The following is a 15,687-nucleotide window of genomic DNA, read 5'->3' as shown; positions in this document are numbered from 1 at the left end:
AACCCGCTCAGCGTAAGATCAAAGTCAAGGTCGAGCTCGCTTAACGCTTTGAGCTCTTCCGCCAGGATTTCTTCGTCCCAACCGGCATTCAGCGCCAGCTTGTTGTCGGCAATGACGTAGGCCCGTTTCTCCGCTGCGGTCATCGATTCTAGTCTGATGCAGGGTACCTCACTCATTGAAAGCAGTTCAGCGGCAGCAACCCGTCCGTGGCCAGCGAGAATGGAATTTTCACGATCGACCAGCACCGGATTGGTAAAGCCAAACTTGCGGATGCTGTCGGCGATTTGCCGAATCTGCTTCCGCGAATGAGTTCGTGCGTTGCGTTGCCACGGGCGAAGCGCGCCGATCGAAAGATATTCGAGTTGAGCTTTAGGCATAAGGACGGGCTCCGACAAAAGACGATGTCGTAAGATATATAAAACGACGGCGTGTTTTACAATAGCACCACGGTTACGTAAGCTGTAATGAACGGGAAAATTCCAGATCGAGAGCAAAAATGAGCAGTTTGGCAACGCGGGTAGCAAAGCTACGCAGATCGAAAGACCAATCATTGCAAGATGTTGCCGAGGCGGTCGGGGTCTCGAAGGCTCATATCTGGGAACTGGAAAAGGGCAGGGCGGACAATCCATCCATGGCCCTGGTCACGCGCCTGGCCGATCATTTCGGGGTGTCGGTGGCGTTTCTGGTCGGGGAAGATGTCGAATCGCCTGATGCGGATCGGCAACTCCAGCGAATGTTCAGACAAGCCCAGCAGCTCGATGCCAGCGAGCGTGCGATCCTGGATGACATGATGAAGTCGCTGCTCAAACGCAGGACGAACGGATGAGGAGGGTTACGCTGGACCGCATGGCGATAGAGGACGTGGGGCTCAATCCACAACGTCTGGCGCAGGCCATCCATGAACAATTGGCCGGCCTCAACGGGGCCGTTCCGATTTACGAGATAGCCGCGGCTCTGGATATCGACGAAATTCGCGAGGAACCCCTTTCCAATCTCGAAGCCGCGCTTGTCACAATGCCGGAACGGGACCGCGGCAGGATACTGCTGAATTCAAGATCGAATCGGCAACGCAGGCGATTCAGCCTAAGCCATGAGCTCTTGCACTTTCTCAATCCGACCCACGAGCAAACCTCAGTGGGCGGCTTCCGATGTACTCGTCAGGACATGAGGCTATCCAGCGGCGACAAAATCGGCGACCGCCACCGGCGGCAGGAAAGCGAGGCCAACTCCTTCGCTATCGAACTTCTCACGCCCCGAAACCGTCTGAAGCCCTTCCTGTGCGGAAACCCGAAATTGGCACAGGTGGTGGCGATGGCAAGAGAATTCGACATCAGCCGGGAGGCGGCAGCCCGGCGATTCGTCGAGCTACATCCGGACGACCTCGCCGTCGTCTTCTGCAGGGACAATCGCTTTTTATATGCTGCCTGCGGGCGTGAGTTTCCGCGCCTTTCAATTACTGCTGGCGAACAATGCGACCTGGGACAACCCGTTCAAGCAACGATCTCCGGCTTCGATGAAGTTGCGCCAGATGATTGGCTGCACCCTCCCCAGCATGCCATCGAATTGTCAGCCCAGACCCTGTGGCAGGCTAACGGACATTCGATTACGCTACTGCGTGCCGACCAGTCTGATGACGACGAGGCGGGACTCGATGACACCTTTGAACGCCTCACGGGTCGACAAAACCGGTAAACGTCAGCTCGCGCTTGAGCCGTAAGCTTCCATTCCTTACAGCGTCAACGAGAGTGGTGACGCCCCGTGCGCGGAACAGAACCCAAGCTGGCCGGGTCCTCGCCGTGGAGAGCCTCGACGCCTTCGATTTCACGGTCATTCCCGGCCTCACAAGATGGTGGTGCTCGAGCTCGTCCGAGGCGAGTTCATTCTGCGCCGCGAGAAATGATCGCGCTCGGCAACAGCGGCACCGGCAAGACCCATGTCGCGCTCGCCCTTGGTCTTGCCGCCTGCCAGAAGGGATTTTCTGGCCTTCACCACCGCGGCCGCATTGGTGCATCAGCTGATGGAGGCACGCGACGAGAAGCGGCGGCTGAAGCTGCAGCGCGAATTGCAGGCGGTGAAGCTGCTCATCGTTGATGAACTCGGCTACGTGTCGCTTGTAATGTTGCTGCATCATGACGTCGTTGGGTGGTCACGCTAGGTCCATTGCAAAACGTTTGAGATCGGCGAGCGAACAATATGTCAGCGCACCCTCATGAGTGGCGCGCAAGACCACTCGCGGCGCTTGGTTTGCTTGAAATGCTTCCTGCCAGCGGGGTGCACATAAGCACCACCGGTCACCGGGTTTCAGGCCTGGGAAACCGAACTCCGGCAATGGTGTCGAGAGATCGTTGCCGCGCGATATGGAAAAATTGAGAAACTCGGCAGTCACCACGATGCAGACCGTGTGACTGCCAATGTCCTCTGCCCCAGTGTCGCAGCAGCCGTCCCGATAAAATCCCGTCATTGGCTTGATCGAACAGGGTTGAATTGGCTCGCCGAGCACGTTCCGACCTGTACGACGCGGAGGGCCGCCTCCACTATCCCGATCGTCCCTTAGCATTGCTGCACCTTGCCTTCACCCCTGCATCTGGCACCGATCAAAAGCGGCATCTATCGCAGCCTATGGCCTAAGTGTATCGAACGCAGAAATGATATCTGCGTACGGGGTCGCGTTCGAGAACGAATACAGGACCGCGCCATCTGTGCGGTCCTTGCGAAGCTCGACGGTTCGTGCGGTGTGATTGTACGAAAACGCGTATCGGATTCCGTTGAATTTCACCCAAAGGACGTTTTTCTTATCTCCCTCTGACCCCATCGGTTCAATAGGATCGGCATCTTTTTTCCAGACGATCGCGCCCGTAAGAGCCAAAATCACACCATCCACGTTTCCCGGATGATGTTTCGCCCGACCCATTGCAGCTTCAAGGTAACTCTTTAACGCGTCGACGTCATTTACCTGAATCGTCAATGTTCAGCTCCATCTTGGAGAGGGATATTTGTCACACTGTTCGCAAGGTGATGCAAGCGGGCGCCACGCGGTGGGCTTATGCGTTCTCGACCGGCGGAACCGGCATCCAGTACTTCGGACCATGTATCACAGATCGCGGCCCCTCATTGTCGCAGATGAGCCACTCGGTCTCGTCCCATATGACCAAGCACGGAAACGCTTGTGGCAAACGCTGTCGATTCCCGCGGATCCAAGTTCCGCTGGCAACTAGGGCCCGGACTCATAACCAATAGCTGACGGTTGCGGCGATGCAGACGGCAGCCATGAAGTTGACGGCAAGACGGTCATAGCGGGTTGCGACACGCCGGAAGTCTTTGAGACGGCAGAACATGCGCTCAATGGCATTGCGATCGCGGTAGAGCACGGGCGAGAAGCAGTTTTTCCATTTGCGATTGGCCTTGGGCGGGATGTTCGGCATCGTGCCGCGTTGCTCGACCTGCTGGCGGATGGCATCGCTGTCGTAGCCCTTGTCGCCGTGCAGGATCGCGGAACGTGGCATCTCTTCGAGCAGAACCGCTCCAGCGGTACAATCGGCTATCTGCCCCCCGGTCAGCAAGAACGCGACGGGACGACACTCCACGTCGGTCAGCGCGTGGATTTTCGTCGTGCGCCCGCCGCGCGATCGGCCGATGGCCTGCTGATGTTCCCCCCTTTGCCGCCAGATGCGCATCGATGCGCCTTCACGGCCGAGCTATCGATCAGGACCTGCGCAGGAGGTCCACCAGCCGTTGCGAGTGCGTGGAATATGTCTACCCATACGCCCTTCGCTGCCCAGCGGACGAAACGATTGTAGAGTGTTTTGCGCGGACCATAGACCTCCGGCGCATCGATCCAGCGCCCACCGGACTTCAGAACCTGGATAATGCCGCTGATGACCCGCCGATCATCGACCCGCGGCTTGCCGCGCGTATCGTTAGGCAGAAGCGGCTTGAGAAGAGCGAACTGATCCTTCGTTAGCCAAAAACAATCGCGACTCATGGAGCGCCTCCTATCGGAGACCGTGAATCACAAACTCAGCGCCGAAAGAATCATTTTTATGGGTCCCGACCCTAGAACCCGGTCGTCATTCTTTGGAACTGTAGTGATCGGTTGCCACGCGTTGTTCATTTCAAACCTTTGTCTGTGTTGCTGATGCGACTCGGACGCGCCGGGACGGATGTCCCAGTCCGGGCGGCAGGCCGTTTCTCGCATAGCAGCTCATAGCGCGTAAGTGTGATTAGCCCCTCGCGTCGGGGGACTTCATCGAGGCCAGCAGTTCAAGCCGTGCTGAAAGGCCGGACATATGACTGCACCGTTCCCGTGTGATGAGCCGTTCGAAATAGTTCTTGCCTGGCGGGGTGCTCCACATATGCGAGAAATGGATGCGTACGAATTCTCTGATCCGTTGCTCAAAATTCCCTGTTACGACTTTGAAAATTACCTGCTCGGCAAAGCAGGGAATTCGCCTCCAAATCTTTGAATCTTCGTGCGAATACCCGGGCAAAACAGCTTCCGGCAGCAGCGATTTCGTAAAATTCCCTGTTATTTCCCTGATAGCAGGGAATTGCGTTGCGGAGACTCGTTCGCATCTGACTGCGTCCGCCACCACCCAGTCTGTTATTTTTCACCTTTCCAGAGACTGACCAAAAAGCCGCGCTGTTGGCGGGCTTTTTCGTATTCTGATCTGCGGAGAGGCTGTCTCTGTGACCCGTCTGGGGTGGTTATCGTGCTCTGTCTCTGCCGCGCAATTTCCCGTTCCTGGAATGGGCGAAGGGAGAAAGGTGGGTTTACCGATTGGCAGAACCGGCAGCGCCAGTCGGTTCCAGGCCGAGGCGCCTCATCTGCTGTGACCATTCAGCCGGCGGATCGCGGAGGGCGGCGATACCGATTCCGCGCGGAAATCGTCCTTCGACGGCCGCTGTCACAAGGGTCGGCGCCAGGAAGGCGAGGGAGATGGTCATATTAATATGTCGGTTGCTGCAATGTTGTCGAGCGGCGAGGCTTTCGATCGTCTCGCGGCCGTCGATGATCTCCTGAAGCCAAAGCCGGCCGCGGCCGATCGCTCGGATCAGAGCCGACCGGCGGTCAGCCTTCATGGGTCTGGCGCGATGCTCTGGCGTATTCGCTGGCAGCAAGATCTTTCGGGCCGGCTTTGATGGCTTCTTCCAAGGCACGAGCACGGTGCGCGAGGTGACAGCGTGAGGTTCATCTGGATCGGGATCGTGGCGGCGCTTGATTCCTTGATGATCGTTTTCGTCAGACCTTAGATGAATCGCCAACTGGTTCGTGTGAACCTCAATGCGGGTGACAAACCGCTCAAGGGTTTCTCGAGACAACGTTTCGTTCGAGGATGGTTCATCTATGTCCGTGTTCGCGATGACCGCCTTGGAGATTGTGACCTCGATCTCTGAGGCAGGCACGCGGGTGACAGAGCCAACCGGCTCATCCGCTTGACCCCGGATGCAGGGCGCCGAGACGTAATAGCGATGTCGAACGCGATCCCGACTGGAGTAGGTCAAGATCATGCGATGGCCCGCGTCATCAAAGAGCAGTCCCGCAAGGAGCGCGCGGGTTCGAATACGTGTCGTCGTGCGATGGGACCACTGTTCGGTCAGCCGTTGTTGAACAGCGTCAAACAGTTCACGGCCCAGTAAGGCGGGCTGAGGTCCAGGTAGAATCTCGCCCTTAAACTTGACTTCGCCGAGATAGAAACGGTTCCGTAGCATATAAAACAACGGTCCCTGCGTGAACGGCACACCTCCTCGCGTTCCGCCTGACGCCAGCTGTCGGACCTTGGACTTAAAGCCTCGCTCCTTCAGGTCTTTTACGAGACGGTTGACGCTGCCGAGTTCCAGATAGCGCTGAAAAATCAGCCGAACGATATTGGCCTCTTTCTCGTGAATGTGAAGCTGACCATCCTTCAGGATGTAACCCAGCGGCACCATGCCGCCGACCCATAGCCCCTTGCGTTTAGAGGCTGCGATTTTATCGCGGATGCGCTCCGAGGTGACCTCCCGCTCAAACTGCGCAAAGGACAAAAGGACGTTGAGCGTCAATCGTCCCATCGAGGTGGTGGTGTTGAACTGCTGGGTCACCGAGACAAACGAGACGCCGTTGGCATCGAACAGTTCGACCAGCTTGGCGAAGTCAGCCAGAGAGCGGGTCAGCCGGTCCACCTTATAGACAACGATGATGTGGATCCTGTGGGCCACGACATCCGCGAGCAGCCGCTGCAAGCCAGGACGGTCGGTCGTTCCGCCAGAGAAGCCGCCATCGTCGTAGCGCGCCTTGACCAGCGACCAGCCTGCATGCGCCTGACTTCGGATATAGGCCTGGGACGCGTCATACTGAGCATCCAGCGAGTTGAACTCCTGATCAAGGCCGGAGTCGGTGGATACCCTCGTATAGATCGCGCACCGGACGACCCGGTTGCCAGCCGGCTTCATGTTCGTAGCCTCTTGCCGTTTCCGGCGCGCAGACCAAAGAAGCGAGGTCCATTCCAGTTCGTGCCGGTGATGGCGAATGCAATCCCAGACAGGCTGTCAAAGGTCTTGCCCTCGAAAGCGAAGCCGCCTTCGACGACCATCACCCGATGAAGCTGCCCGTTCCACTCCCGGGTTAGCACAGTGCCGAGCACCATGGCTTGCTTGCGCTGATCCTGTGCCGCTACCAGTGGCAAAACCTCATTCAAAGACTGCACCGTAGCCGCACGCTTCAGAAGTTGAACCGTCGCAGCATCGAGATCCCCAAGCGCATCGGCCTGGATGCGATAGGCGAGGATGCCGAACAGCAGGTGCTTGGGTAGGTGCTCCGGGGCTGGCCGCCCCATCACACTCTGCCAGCGACACTGTAGGCCAATCAGGTCGAGACTGCGCAGATGCGCAATCTCCTCTTCCATTGACAATCTCGTAAGCCGTCGACTGACAGGCTTTCTCGATCCTGGACTTCGCGCCATGGCGTCAGGCCCCAGCCTTGCCAGGCTTCGAATCGGTCGACGCGGCGTTGCCAGTGACTTTGTAGATCCGACCGGCTTCAGCCGATTCGGAAATCAACGTTAGCTTGAGCTTCTTCCGGATGACACCAGCGAAGAAGCCGCGCACCGAATGCTGCTGCCAATCCGTGGCCTTCATTATGTCGCCAATCGTTGCGCCCTCCGGCTTCATCAGCATCTCAATTACCCGAGCTTGCTTGCTGCTGGCGCGATGCTTCACTGGCGGATCCAACGATCGAGCTGGTGCGGACCCGAGCTTCTTGACCGCTGCAGCCTTGGCGGTCTTCGTCGACGCACGGCCCGCTGATTTTGCGCGCCGGGGTGCCACCGCTGATCGAGATTGTGTTCTGCGAGGTTTTGTTTTGGCCATGTGACGTCTCCGGTTGCTGCAGCATCATCGCTGCCACCACCGAAGCCCCGTCACGGCAATTATACCGGCGGGGCAGGCTATGAAGTGGCCGAAAAAGGCACTAAACTCGCCGACAGTAACGCTCCAATCGCCTAGCAATGCCAGTGGTTTCTCAGTAATCTCTGCTCTTTCGAAACCTCGTCCGTTTGGTCGACGTACCGTGGGTTCGAATCCCACTCTCTTTGATAACATTGATAAATATCGCACTTTTTAGCACAAACCCCCGGAGCGGCCCCGACGCTAGACGCCGTTCGGCGGGCATGGTTCTCGGGTATCCGGGCAACCCGAGACTGATCGGAGTGTTTCGGTAGTGGGTGGCTTTTCCCGATGAGGTCCAGCTACTCATCTCAGAAGTCGCATTCACGGTATTGCTTTGAGGCAAGCCGGAATCGTGAGCCTACTTGGACGAAATCTACATCCAGACATTGGTGTCCTCGTCGGAAACCGCCGAGGCCGTCGCACCGAAGATATTCGATGTGTATCCGCCAGCGCCTCTCGGTTGGAGAATATGTCCCGAAATAATGCTGCGCCTTGGCCGCCCCCTTGCAGATTGTCGCTATATAGTGACGGGCTTCGGGCGGCAATGCATCTATGTGGTGCGGATGATAAGGATGATCCTTACCTTGTTGGGATGCCAGGGATGACACCGGTAATTCGCTCGCAAGTAGCAACGAACATGACAGTAATAAGATGCGGACCATCCTGAGGTCCTCCACCAAGATGCTCGCCGCCGGGGCTCTTGCCGACGGTTCGATCGTTTAACATGCATACATCTGTAAGATTTGCGCCAAGACAAGATTTCATCGAAGCTTGTGGCTAGCCGTAAGGGCTCGCGTCAAGTCGAACTGCCCGACAGGACGTGACACGCTGGGCGTGAAGTGCTCGCGGAAAAATCCCGCGCTGGCGGCAAAGGTGGTGACCGAATAATACGGCCCGGCGCGGTTTACCAAAGCAACGGTGGGCCGGCGGTCCAATGCAGGAGTAGCCCTGGCTTCTCGACAGCTCCGGCCTCGGGGGAGGCCGGAGTTGGATCAACGCAGGTCGGGCCCTCCGACCTATTTTCAGTTTGGCTTGAAGCTGATAACAAAGGCGTCGCCCTTCATTTACCTATTTTTCGCTGGTTCTGCATGATTAGACGCATCAACGGTTGAGGAGCGGATGGCCGGGGTGGAGTGTAGTGAAGAGCAGATTGTCACCGTGGAGAATCGGGTGAGCGCGCGCTGGATCAGCACATAACGTCGATCCACCTCGACGACCGAGCCACCCGACAGCAATTAGATCAGATTTTAGTTCGGCTGCAGCGCTTGGAACGGCGTGCCGGACTATCGGACGAGACGACGTCCTGAGACGATGAACATTGCCGCGATCAGCAGGCCAATTACGAAACCGTTCAGGCCAAATACAAACGCCGCTCGAGCCTAGTATGTTGGCCAAGCGGCGTTAGTTACTTACGCTGAGGCAGGCAATTTCCCCAGTTTTACTACTAGTGTAACGACCCATTAGGTCGCCCGCCAACGATTAGTGTTCTGGGCCAGCCAATGGTTCAAACCCCGGAAAGCGCTCTGGCTATCGCTGCTCCGTCCAGACAGCGCCATGCAGGCGGCCAGCGATAAGATTGGCCAGAAAGGTTAGCTGAGGAACGGCTGGGTCACAGCCCAAGAAATTCAGGGGAGCCAATTTATGTGTTTTTCAGCGACGGCGAGTTTTTTTGCAGGGACCGTGCTTATCCGGTCGGCGGCTTTGCATTGTCACAGGCATGGAAAACCGATTGTGAATCGGCGCCGGGGTCACGTCGCTGGAAGGATGAGCAGTAACGTCCTGATGGAAATTGAGAAAGCTTCGGCGGAGTGGGGTCACGATAGGCGCCGGTGTTGACCCCACCCCGGCGCAGGTTATGTCAACTGCGACAAGGAATTGTGGCCGATAGTTCACGGGGCCAAGTTCGACGCCGATTAACACCTTGAGCAGGTTGATGCGATAGCCGACATTCTTTGCTTCTCCGACATGCCCGCCGAAATCACCGTGGGCCAACAGCGCCGAACTGGTCGCATGACTGCCGCTGAAGCGGTCATAAAACGTATCGGTTGGCCGCTTCTGAATGAAATTGAACATGCCGGCTGGACTCGCCGGCCCGTAAAATGCGCCCGTCAGCCCGTTGATGACCTCAACGCGCTCAAGCATCTCGATCGGCTGCGCCGTGGTGGCAACGACATTCATGCCATCGAGATGGCTATTGGATACGGGATTTCCCTGCATGCCGCGGGTTGCGCTGGACCGCATGGCGATAGAGGGTGGGGCTCAACCCGCAACGTCTGGCGCAGGCCATCCATGACCAATTGGCGGGCCTCAACGGGGCCGTTCCCATTTACGAGATAGCCGCGGCTCTGGACATCGATGAAATTCGCGAGGAGCCCCTCTCCAATCTCGAAGCCGCGCTTGTCACAATGCCGGAACGGGACCGTGGCAGGGTGTTGCTGAATTCAAGATCGAATCGGCAACGCAGGCGATTCAGCCTAAGCCATGAGCTCTTGCACTTTCTCAATCCGACCCACGAGCAAACCTCAGTGGGCGGCTTCCGATGTACTCGTCAGGACATGAGGCTATCCAGCGGCGACAAAATCGGCGACCGCCACCGGCGGCAGGAAAGCGAGGCCAACTCCTTCGCTATCGAACTTCTCACGCCCCGAAACCGTCTGAAGCCCTTCCTGTGCGGAAACGCGAAATTGGCACAGGTGGTGGCGATGGCAAAAGAATTCGACATCAGCCGGGAGGCGGCAGCCCGGCGATTCGTCGAGCTACATCCGGACGACCTCGCCGTCGTCTTCTGCAGGGACAATCGCTTTTTATATGCTGCCTGCGGGCGTGAGTTTCCGCGCCTTTCAATTACTGCTGGCGAACAATGCGACCTGGGACAACCCGTTCAAGGAACGATCTCCGGCTTCGATGAAGTTGCGCCAGATGATTGGCTGCACCCTCCCCAGCATGCCATCGAATTGTCAGCCCAGACCCTGTGGCAGGCTAACGGACATTCGATTACGCTACTGCGTGCCGACCAGTCTGATGACGACGAGGTGGGATTCGATGACACCTTTGAACGGTTCACCGGCGGACAAAACCGATAAAAAACGGTAGCTCGCGCTTGAGCCGTAAGCTTCGATTTCTTACAGCGTCAACGAGAGCGGTGCACCTGCGCGCGCAACAGAACTCAGGCTGGCCGGGTCGCGCAGCACCTTGGACAGCATGCTGCTGTCGGCAACTGCTGACAGCATGTCGGCGAGGGACGGTCGCGATGACGACTCACCGATATGGCTGCCGAAGTTCGGTAACGGCCATTTGTCCCGGCTCATGAATCAGCGCTATGTTGCACGGTATTTCCGAATGGATCTGAGGACCGATGGCTATTTTGACGAGGGGATCTTTAATTCGGTTCTATCGGTGATCTGCGCCGTGCCTGCCATCCGTCACTTGAACGATCCGGAGATTTGAATCGATTCGTTGAGCCGGGCCCCGGACGGAGCAAATGACTTACCGCTCTTCCCGGCCCAGACAACCGATGACTCAAGGGTATCGATCATTTCGTCAATCGACGGCAAGGCGGCCTTGACACCATTCTTCAAAAGGTCCGGCAGTATATTTTGCGCCGCAGTGACAGCTCCCTTGATGATAGTGGCGAGGATAAGAAGCATGATTTTCTCGCCCAGAGTTTTTGCCACCGCGCCGGAGACGGAGAAGATCAGTGTCAATATGACCGACATCAGAACTTTGCCGATGATGGCTCCGGTCGAATTGTGAATCCGGTGGCTGGCATTCGCGGTTCTCGTAACCGTGTAATTTAGGGTACGGGAGCCGTCCGCTTTGGTGATGAGTTCCAGTCCATTGTACAGAGTGACGTCAACGAAAAGAGTTACGCCTGGCTCTACTTCCGTTCTCGCTTCAACGAAGGAGACGATTTGCTGATTCTGGAGCGTGATGGAGAACTGCGTCACGGTCAGATCATAATTGCCGCTCTCGACCGTCGCCGGAGGCAGTTTCAGGGTTTTGCCGGATTTCAGGGAGACGGACGTGTCATCGTTCAGCAGCTCGAAGTCGTCGGGGCTGGCCCCGTCAAAGGCTGCGGCTGCCGCCGGAAGAAGCACATCCTGAACGAACGCCTGACTGCCGATCAGAACCCCGGCGCTGCTGCCTGAGGGAATGACATCCGGCGCGAGAACGTGGAAGGCGCCGGGCGATGTGGTCCCGCCCAGAATCCCAAGGATACCGGGCGCATCTGCGCTCGACCCCTGATAGGCATAAGACGCCTGGACCAGTTGCAGCCAGGAAAAACGACTGAACGTCCTATTGACCGTCACAGTCGCGCTGTTCAGCTTCGGCAACTGCCCACCCGCTGCGGCCCTCTGCAGCCAGGCACCGAACCCGGCCCGCAACAAGGCGGAAGGCACCGGTCCCAGGGAGCCGGTGCCCGAATAGAGATAGTCGATGATGGCAGGGCTTGACGCCGTCTCCGTCCAGTCGACTCCGAGAACATGCTGCGTACCGGAAGCCGTTTGCGCGGCCGAAGCAGGTATCGGCGGCGAAAAGGCCAGCGGCGCCTGCACTACGAAGGTGCCGGGCGAAACCGTTTCGCTCGCGCCGCTGCGAGTTACTACGCCTTTGGTCAGGGGCATGGCGATATAGAGATAGCGGCCGCTGCCCTGCAGCCCTTGCGGCCCTCCATCATAGATCGAGACCTTCCCGAAAGTCCCCGAGACGCTGATGCCGTCGCCCAGATCAAAGGAAAACTCGGTGGCTGCGGCAGGCTGATCTGCCGCCCAGGCCGTGTTCACCTCCGCCTCCGCGAGCCCGTTGACCAGAGTCCAGCCGAAGGTTGAAGCGGGTACAGGAGCGAGCTCCGGGGCACGCAGCGGAGCTTCGGGAAGATCGTAGACCACGCCCTCTGCAATTGAAAAGACGTTCGGGTTGCTGATGTCTTTTTTCAACTCCATTGCGTTTCACCTTTCACGCCGGTTCAGGGGCAGATCGTCAGGTCCGGGCACTCGAAAGTGCCGAGACCTGTTGAAGAGATTCGGGGGGCAGCTTGATCAGGCAAATCCGGGATCACCGCTGAGCTGCACCGACTCGTTCAGTTGCACCGCGGTGATGGCGAACTGCGATTGCTGGGTCGGCCAGGTGATCGGGCTTGTCCCGGTCTGAACCAGAGGATCGATTTCCGGCATGGACTCGGCCACGCCCTTGGCGATGACCTCGGTGATGATCAACTGAATGGCCGTAATGATCCCGGCAATGATGGCAACGATAATCGCGACGATGATGCGCTTGGCGAGCGTATCGACGATCTTGCCGACCACGAGGCCGACAACGGAAACGATGATGCCGGCGATCACCTCCGTGATGATGACCCCCGGCGCTGTGTGTACCCTGTGGGTCGCAGAATATGGCCGGGTCTCGCTGAAGCCGATGGTCTGCTTGCCGTTCGTTTTCTTCTCGAGTTTCAGGCCGTGCCAGGTGTTGATGGTGATGTAGGTGTCGATCCCCGGAGAAATATTGACCTTGACCTCCATGGTCGTGTGAAATTCGGTTGTGTTGATGACCAGATCGAAGCTCTCGATATAGGGATGGTAATCGATCGCCCCGACCTTCACAGAATCAAGCTCCACCTTGCCGGAGCCATTATTGATGATCTCCGTATCGTTGTTGACGAGCTTGAAATCGGACGTGCTGGCATTGTTGAACGCGTGAGGCAGCCCCGGAAAAATCGCCTCGCGCAAAAATAACTGCTGGCTGATGAGGAAGGCGGAGCGCTGGTTGGTCGGGATTGCCGAGGCGGCCAGCTCATGCTTCAGATTTTCTGCTCGGCCGATGTCGCTCGTCAATGTCAGCACGCCGAAGAAACTGTTTTCAACCGTCCCGCCATCGGCGAAGGCATAGCTGGTCAGGGCCGGAGACAGCCACTGGAGTGTCCCCTGATCCGCCATGATATTGAGGTCCACGGCGGCGAAAGTCTGCGTGAAATCCTTTATGTTGGCGTTGAGGTAAATCCCCATGGCGGCAAGGAGAAGCCCCTTCACCGCCTCTACTGACATTCCGCTCGGCCATTTGACCGAAGTCGATGCCGGAACGTCGATAAAAACCACGGAGACCGCGGAAACGTTGGGACCGGGCGCCTGGTCACTGACAACAATATTGTGCTTGGTGCCGGTTTTTGTCGGCTTGGTGGGAGGTGCGTTCGGTGGGATCACATTGAGATGATACTGTGCCGTCGCGGTCACGCCGGTCAGATCATAGTTCTTGCCCCCGAAGATAAACGTGCCGGAGCTCGCAGGCACCAGCACATTGACATTTTCTCCATCTGCACCGGTGGTCAGTTGCCAGGCGGCGAAATTGCCGGAAAGAGAAGAGCCTTCGCCAAGCGGGTTGCTGACAGAGAATGTAGGCGGTGTCGTCTTTTGCTTTACGATGGCCTTGTTCACATCGGGCATTCGGATGGCGAATACCGTATCCCAACCCAGGGTATCAGCCCTGGGTGGCGGATTGACGCCGCCGGACTGCGCCGTCAGGAAAGCCGCTCCATGACGGTCGTGTTTTTCAAGGGCTTCAATCCGCAAATCTTCGTCGAGATCGGGGAAACTAAAGACCAGCGGTTTGTCGTGAGCTTCAAGAACGCGTGCGTCCATCATGACCTCCTGGGTTTTGTCGCCTTGCTCCTCCGGCCCCTCAACGGTGGCGCCAGCGCCAACGGCGTTCCTTGCGGAGTTGGAAAATTCAGCGTCCCTCCGAACTGGAGCGCGCCGTTGAGCCCTGCCGATGTGAGGGTGAATGACGATGCAGCCGTCGGCCAGACAATCGGATCTGTCGCGGCATAGACCATCGGATTGATTGACGGCATGGCCTCCGCCACGCCCTTGGCGATGACGTCTTCGATGATCAGTTCAATACCGACGATGATTCCGATAATGATTGCGACGATGATTCCGATAATGATGGCATCTGCAAGCGCTGCCCCCGGCCCGGCCACCACGGCGCCGATGATGGCGACCAGAAGCGAGAGGATCGCGGTCGTGATTTTGACCCACGCCGCTACGTGCTTCACATAAGTATGCCTGGGCGGCCGCGTGGCCTTGTAGCCGAGCGTCTGCGTGCCGTCGGTTTTGGTGACGAGCGTCAGGGTCTGGTAATTGGTCATCATGATCGTGACGCTGATGCCCGGCGAGACATCCACGTCCACGACCATGTTCGTCACAATTTCCGTGTCGTTGATGACCAGATTGAACGAAGACATTTTGGGGTGGTAGGTGGTCCCGCCGTACTCGATATCGTTGACGTCGACGCTCACCCCGGGCGCCAGGGTGATTTCCGAGCCATGATTGGTCAGTTGAAAATCGCTTGCCGATGCCTTTTTGAAGGCGTGCGGCAACCCGGGAAGAACGGATTGCTTTAAGAACAGCTGGGCGCTGATCAGGAAGCCGGACTGGGCCCCCGAAGGGATGGCACTGGGAGCGATCTGATGGCTGAGATCGGCGATAGAGCGCCGCTGGGTCGTCGTCAGCACGCCCAGCAGGCTGTTCTCCGGTTTGGTGCCGTCAGCATAGGCATACCCCGTAAGCGACGGCTTCAGCCATTGGAAGCTCGCCTTGTCCGCCTTCTCCGCGAGGTTCACCGTGGAGAACACATGCTGAAATCGCTCCAGATTATCGATGAACCACTGGGTCAGCGCACCCTGAACCAGCGCCCGGTTGGTCGGCGTGTTGCCGCTCGCCTTGCTTCCCTCGGGGAAAACAAACTGGACGACGGCGGCTATCGGCTGGTTGGTCGGGTCCGATGTCGTCGTCTTCGTTTCCAGTTGATGGGATATCCCCTTGGCGTCGCCAGGGATCGGTGCGGCTTTCGGAACACCGGGCACATAATCGAAATTGATCATGACTGTCGCCAGCCCGCCGGCGATATCATAGGTCGAGCCATTGAAATCAAGCGTGCCGTTAGCGACTGGAACCAGCAGGTAGATGTCCTGACCGTCTCCGCCCATCGTTACCTGCCACGTCCCGAAGATGCCGGCGATAGCGTAAGCAGAGGAAAAGATCTGGCTGAAGTCGCCGGGAGCTGAGCCGGGCTGTCGCAGGGCGTCGTTCACATGGGGCAGGTTGATGGCGAACACCGTGTCCCAGCCCAGTGTATCCGCAATGGGCACATCGGATGATGCAGGTGGCGCCGGCTCCGGCATCGGGTCCGGATCGTGAATCCGGATGGCATATTTGCTGGGATGAACAACAATCTTTTCTGCCGCAGCGGTCATCCATCTTCCCCCGTTTC

At 57.8% G+C, this 15,687-nt stretch carries 15 protein-coding genes and 1 pseudogene; 4 read left to right on the top strand and 12 right to left on the bottom strand.

Translation table 11 applies throughout. The annotated features are described in order from the left end of the window. Positions 1 to 551: ParB/Srx family N-terminal domain-containing protein (locus tag NB311A_RS06455; protein WP_371256465.1), on the bottom strand; the 551-nt coding region annotated here is incomplete at its 3' end. Here NB311A_RS06455 and NB311A_RS06450 point away from each other — a divergent pair. From NB311A_RS06450 to NB311A_RS06440, 3 genes and pseudogenes are all read left to right on the top strand, one after another. Next, a complete protein-coding gene (locus tag NB311A_RS06450; RefSeq protein ID WP_009797690.1) occupies positions 551 to 826 on the top strand; it encodes a helix-turn-helix domain-containing protein in 276 nt (91 codons plus the stop codon). The genes NB311A_RS06455 and NB311A_RS06450 overlap by 1 nt on opposite strands. Continuing rightward, entirely contained in the window at positions 823 to 1,692 is an 870-nt protein-coding gene (locus tag NB311A_RS06445) for an ImmA/IrrE family metallo-endopeptidase (protein ID WP_009797689.1), read from the top strand. The genes NB311A_RS06450 and NB311A_RS06445 overlap by 4 nt, the downstream gene beginning before the upstream one ends. A gap of 101 nt (positions 1,693 to 1,793) precedes the next feature. Continuing rightward, positions 1,794 to 2,113 (top strand): annotated as a pseudogene (locus NB311A_RS06440) (ATP-binding protein); the annotation flags it as partial. Between the two features lie 33 nt (positions 2,114 to 2,146). Here the strand turns inward: NB311A_RS06440 and NB311A_RS20160 are convergent. The 7 genes from NB311A_RS20160 to NB311A_RS22480 form a co-directional block, all read right to left on the bottom strand. Beyond that, entirely contained in the window at positions 2,147 to 2,557 is a 411-nt protein-coding gene (locus NB311A_RS20160; RefSeq protein WP_009797687.1) for a DUF2237 family protein, read from the bottom strand. 60 nt (positions 2,558 to 2,617) lie between these two features. Beyond that, on the bottom strand, positions 2,618 to 2,965 hold the full coding sequence (locus tag NB311A_RS06435) for a hypothetical protein (RefSeq protein ID WP_116394718.1): 348 nt from the start codon (positions 2,963 to 2,965) through the stop codon (positions 2,618 to 2,620). Positions 2,966 to 3,224: 259 nt separating this feature from the next. Next, positions 3,225 to 3,982 (bottom strand): IS5 family transposase gene (locus NB311A_RS20150; protein WP_371256464.1). Its coding sequence is split into 2 segments (ribosomal slippage): positions 3,225 to 3,653 and positions 3,656 to 3,982, totalling 756 coding nucleotides; the frame shifts between segments, so codons are not numbered across the junction. A 788-nt stretch (positions 3,983 to 4,770) separates the two neighbouring features. Continuing rightward, complete coding sequence (locus NB311A_RS06420; protein ID WP_009797685.1) at positions 4,771 to 6,429, bottom strand: recombinase family protein; 1,659 nt, start codon at positions 6,427 to 6,429, stop codon at positions 4,771 to 4,773. Beyond that, positions 6,426 to 6,881, bottom strand: a complete 456-nt coding sequence (locus NB311A_RS06415; RefSeq protein WP_009797684.1) for a DUF2924 domain-containing protein — start codon at positions 6,879 to 6,881, stop codon at positions 6,426 to 6,428. Before NB311A_RS06415 ends, NB311A_RS06420 begins: the two co-directional genes overlap by 4 nt. A gap of 61 nt (positions 6,882 to 6,942) precedes the next feature. Further along, on the bottom strand, positions 6,943 to 7,344 hold the full coding sequence (locus NB311A_RS06410) for a DUF3489 domain-containing protein (RefSeq protein ID WP_040674117.1): 402 nt from the start codon (positions 7,342 to 7,344) through the stop codon (positions 6,943 to 6,945). A 1,728-nt stretch (positions 7,345 to 9,072) separates the two neighbouring features. After that, positions 9,073 to 9,639, bottom strand: coding sequence for a hypothetical protein (locus NB311A_RS22480; protein WP_245256946.1), 567 nt, complete (start codon positions 9,637 to 9,639; stop codon positions 9,073 to 9,075). A 188-nt stretch (positions 9,640 to 9,827) separates the two neighbouring features. Here NB311A_RS22480 and NB311A_RS19620 point away from each other — a divergent pair, with 188 nt between their 5' ends. Beyond that, a complete protein-coding gene (locus NB311A_RS19620; protein WP_245256949.1) occupies positions 9,828 to 10,505 on the top strand; it encodes an ImmA/IrrE family metallo-endopeptidase in 678 nt (225 codons plus the stop codon). 39 nt (positions 10,506 to 10,544) lie between these two features. On the opposite strand, the gene NB311A_RS21525 is transcribed toward NB311A_RS19620, so the two are convergent. From NB311A_RS21525 to NB311A_RS06375, 4 genes are all read right to left on the bottom strand, one after another. Beyond that, positions 10,545 to 10,730 (bottom strand): hypothetical protein, encoded by a 186-nt coding sequence (locus NB311A_RS21525; RefSeq protein WP_009797678.1) that lies wholly within the window; start codon positions 10,728 to 10,730, stop codon positions 10,545 to 10,547. Between the two features lie 114 nt (positions 10,731 to 10,844). After that, complete coding sequence (locus NB311A_RS06385; protein WP_009797677.1) at positions 10,845 to 12,365, bottom strand: TULIP family P47-like protein; 1,521 nt, start codon at positions 12,363 to 12,365, stop codon at positions 10,845 to 10,847. A gap of 96 nt (positions 12,366 to 12,461) precedes the next feature. Continuing rightward, a complete protein-coding gene (locus NB311A_RS06380; protein WP_245256945.1) occupies positions 12,462 to 14,057 on the bottom strand; it encodes a TULIP family P47-like protein in 1,596 nt (531 codons plus the stop codon). Beyond that, positions 14,054 to 15,670 (bottom strand): TULIP family P47-like protein, encoded by a 1,617-nt coding sequence (locus NB311A_RS06375; protein ID WP_009797675.1) that lies wholly within the window; start codon positions 15,668 to 15,670, stop codon positions 14,054 to 14,056. The genes NB311A_RS06380 and NB311A_RS06375 overlap by 4 nt, the downstream gene beginning before the upstream one ends. Between the last annotated feature and the right edge of the window lie 17 nt (positions 15,671 to 15,687).

The organism is Nitrobacter sp. Nb-311A (genome assembly GCF_000152905.1).
Classification (GTDB): Bacteria; Pseudomonadota; Alphaproteobacteria; order Rhizobiales; family Xanthobacteraceae; genus Nitrobacter.
This window is presented reverse-complemented; position numbering and strand designations above follow the sequence as displayed.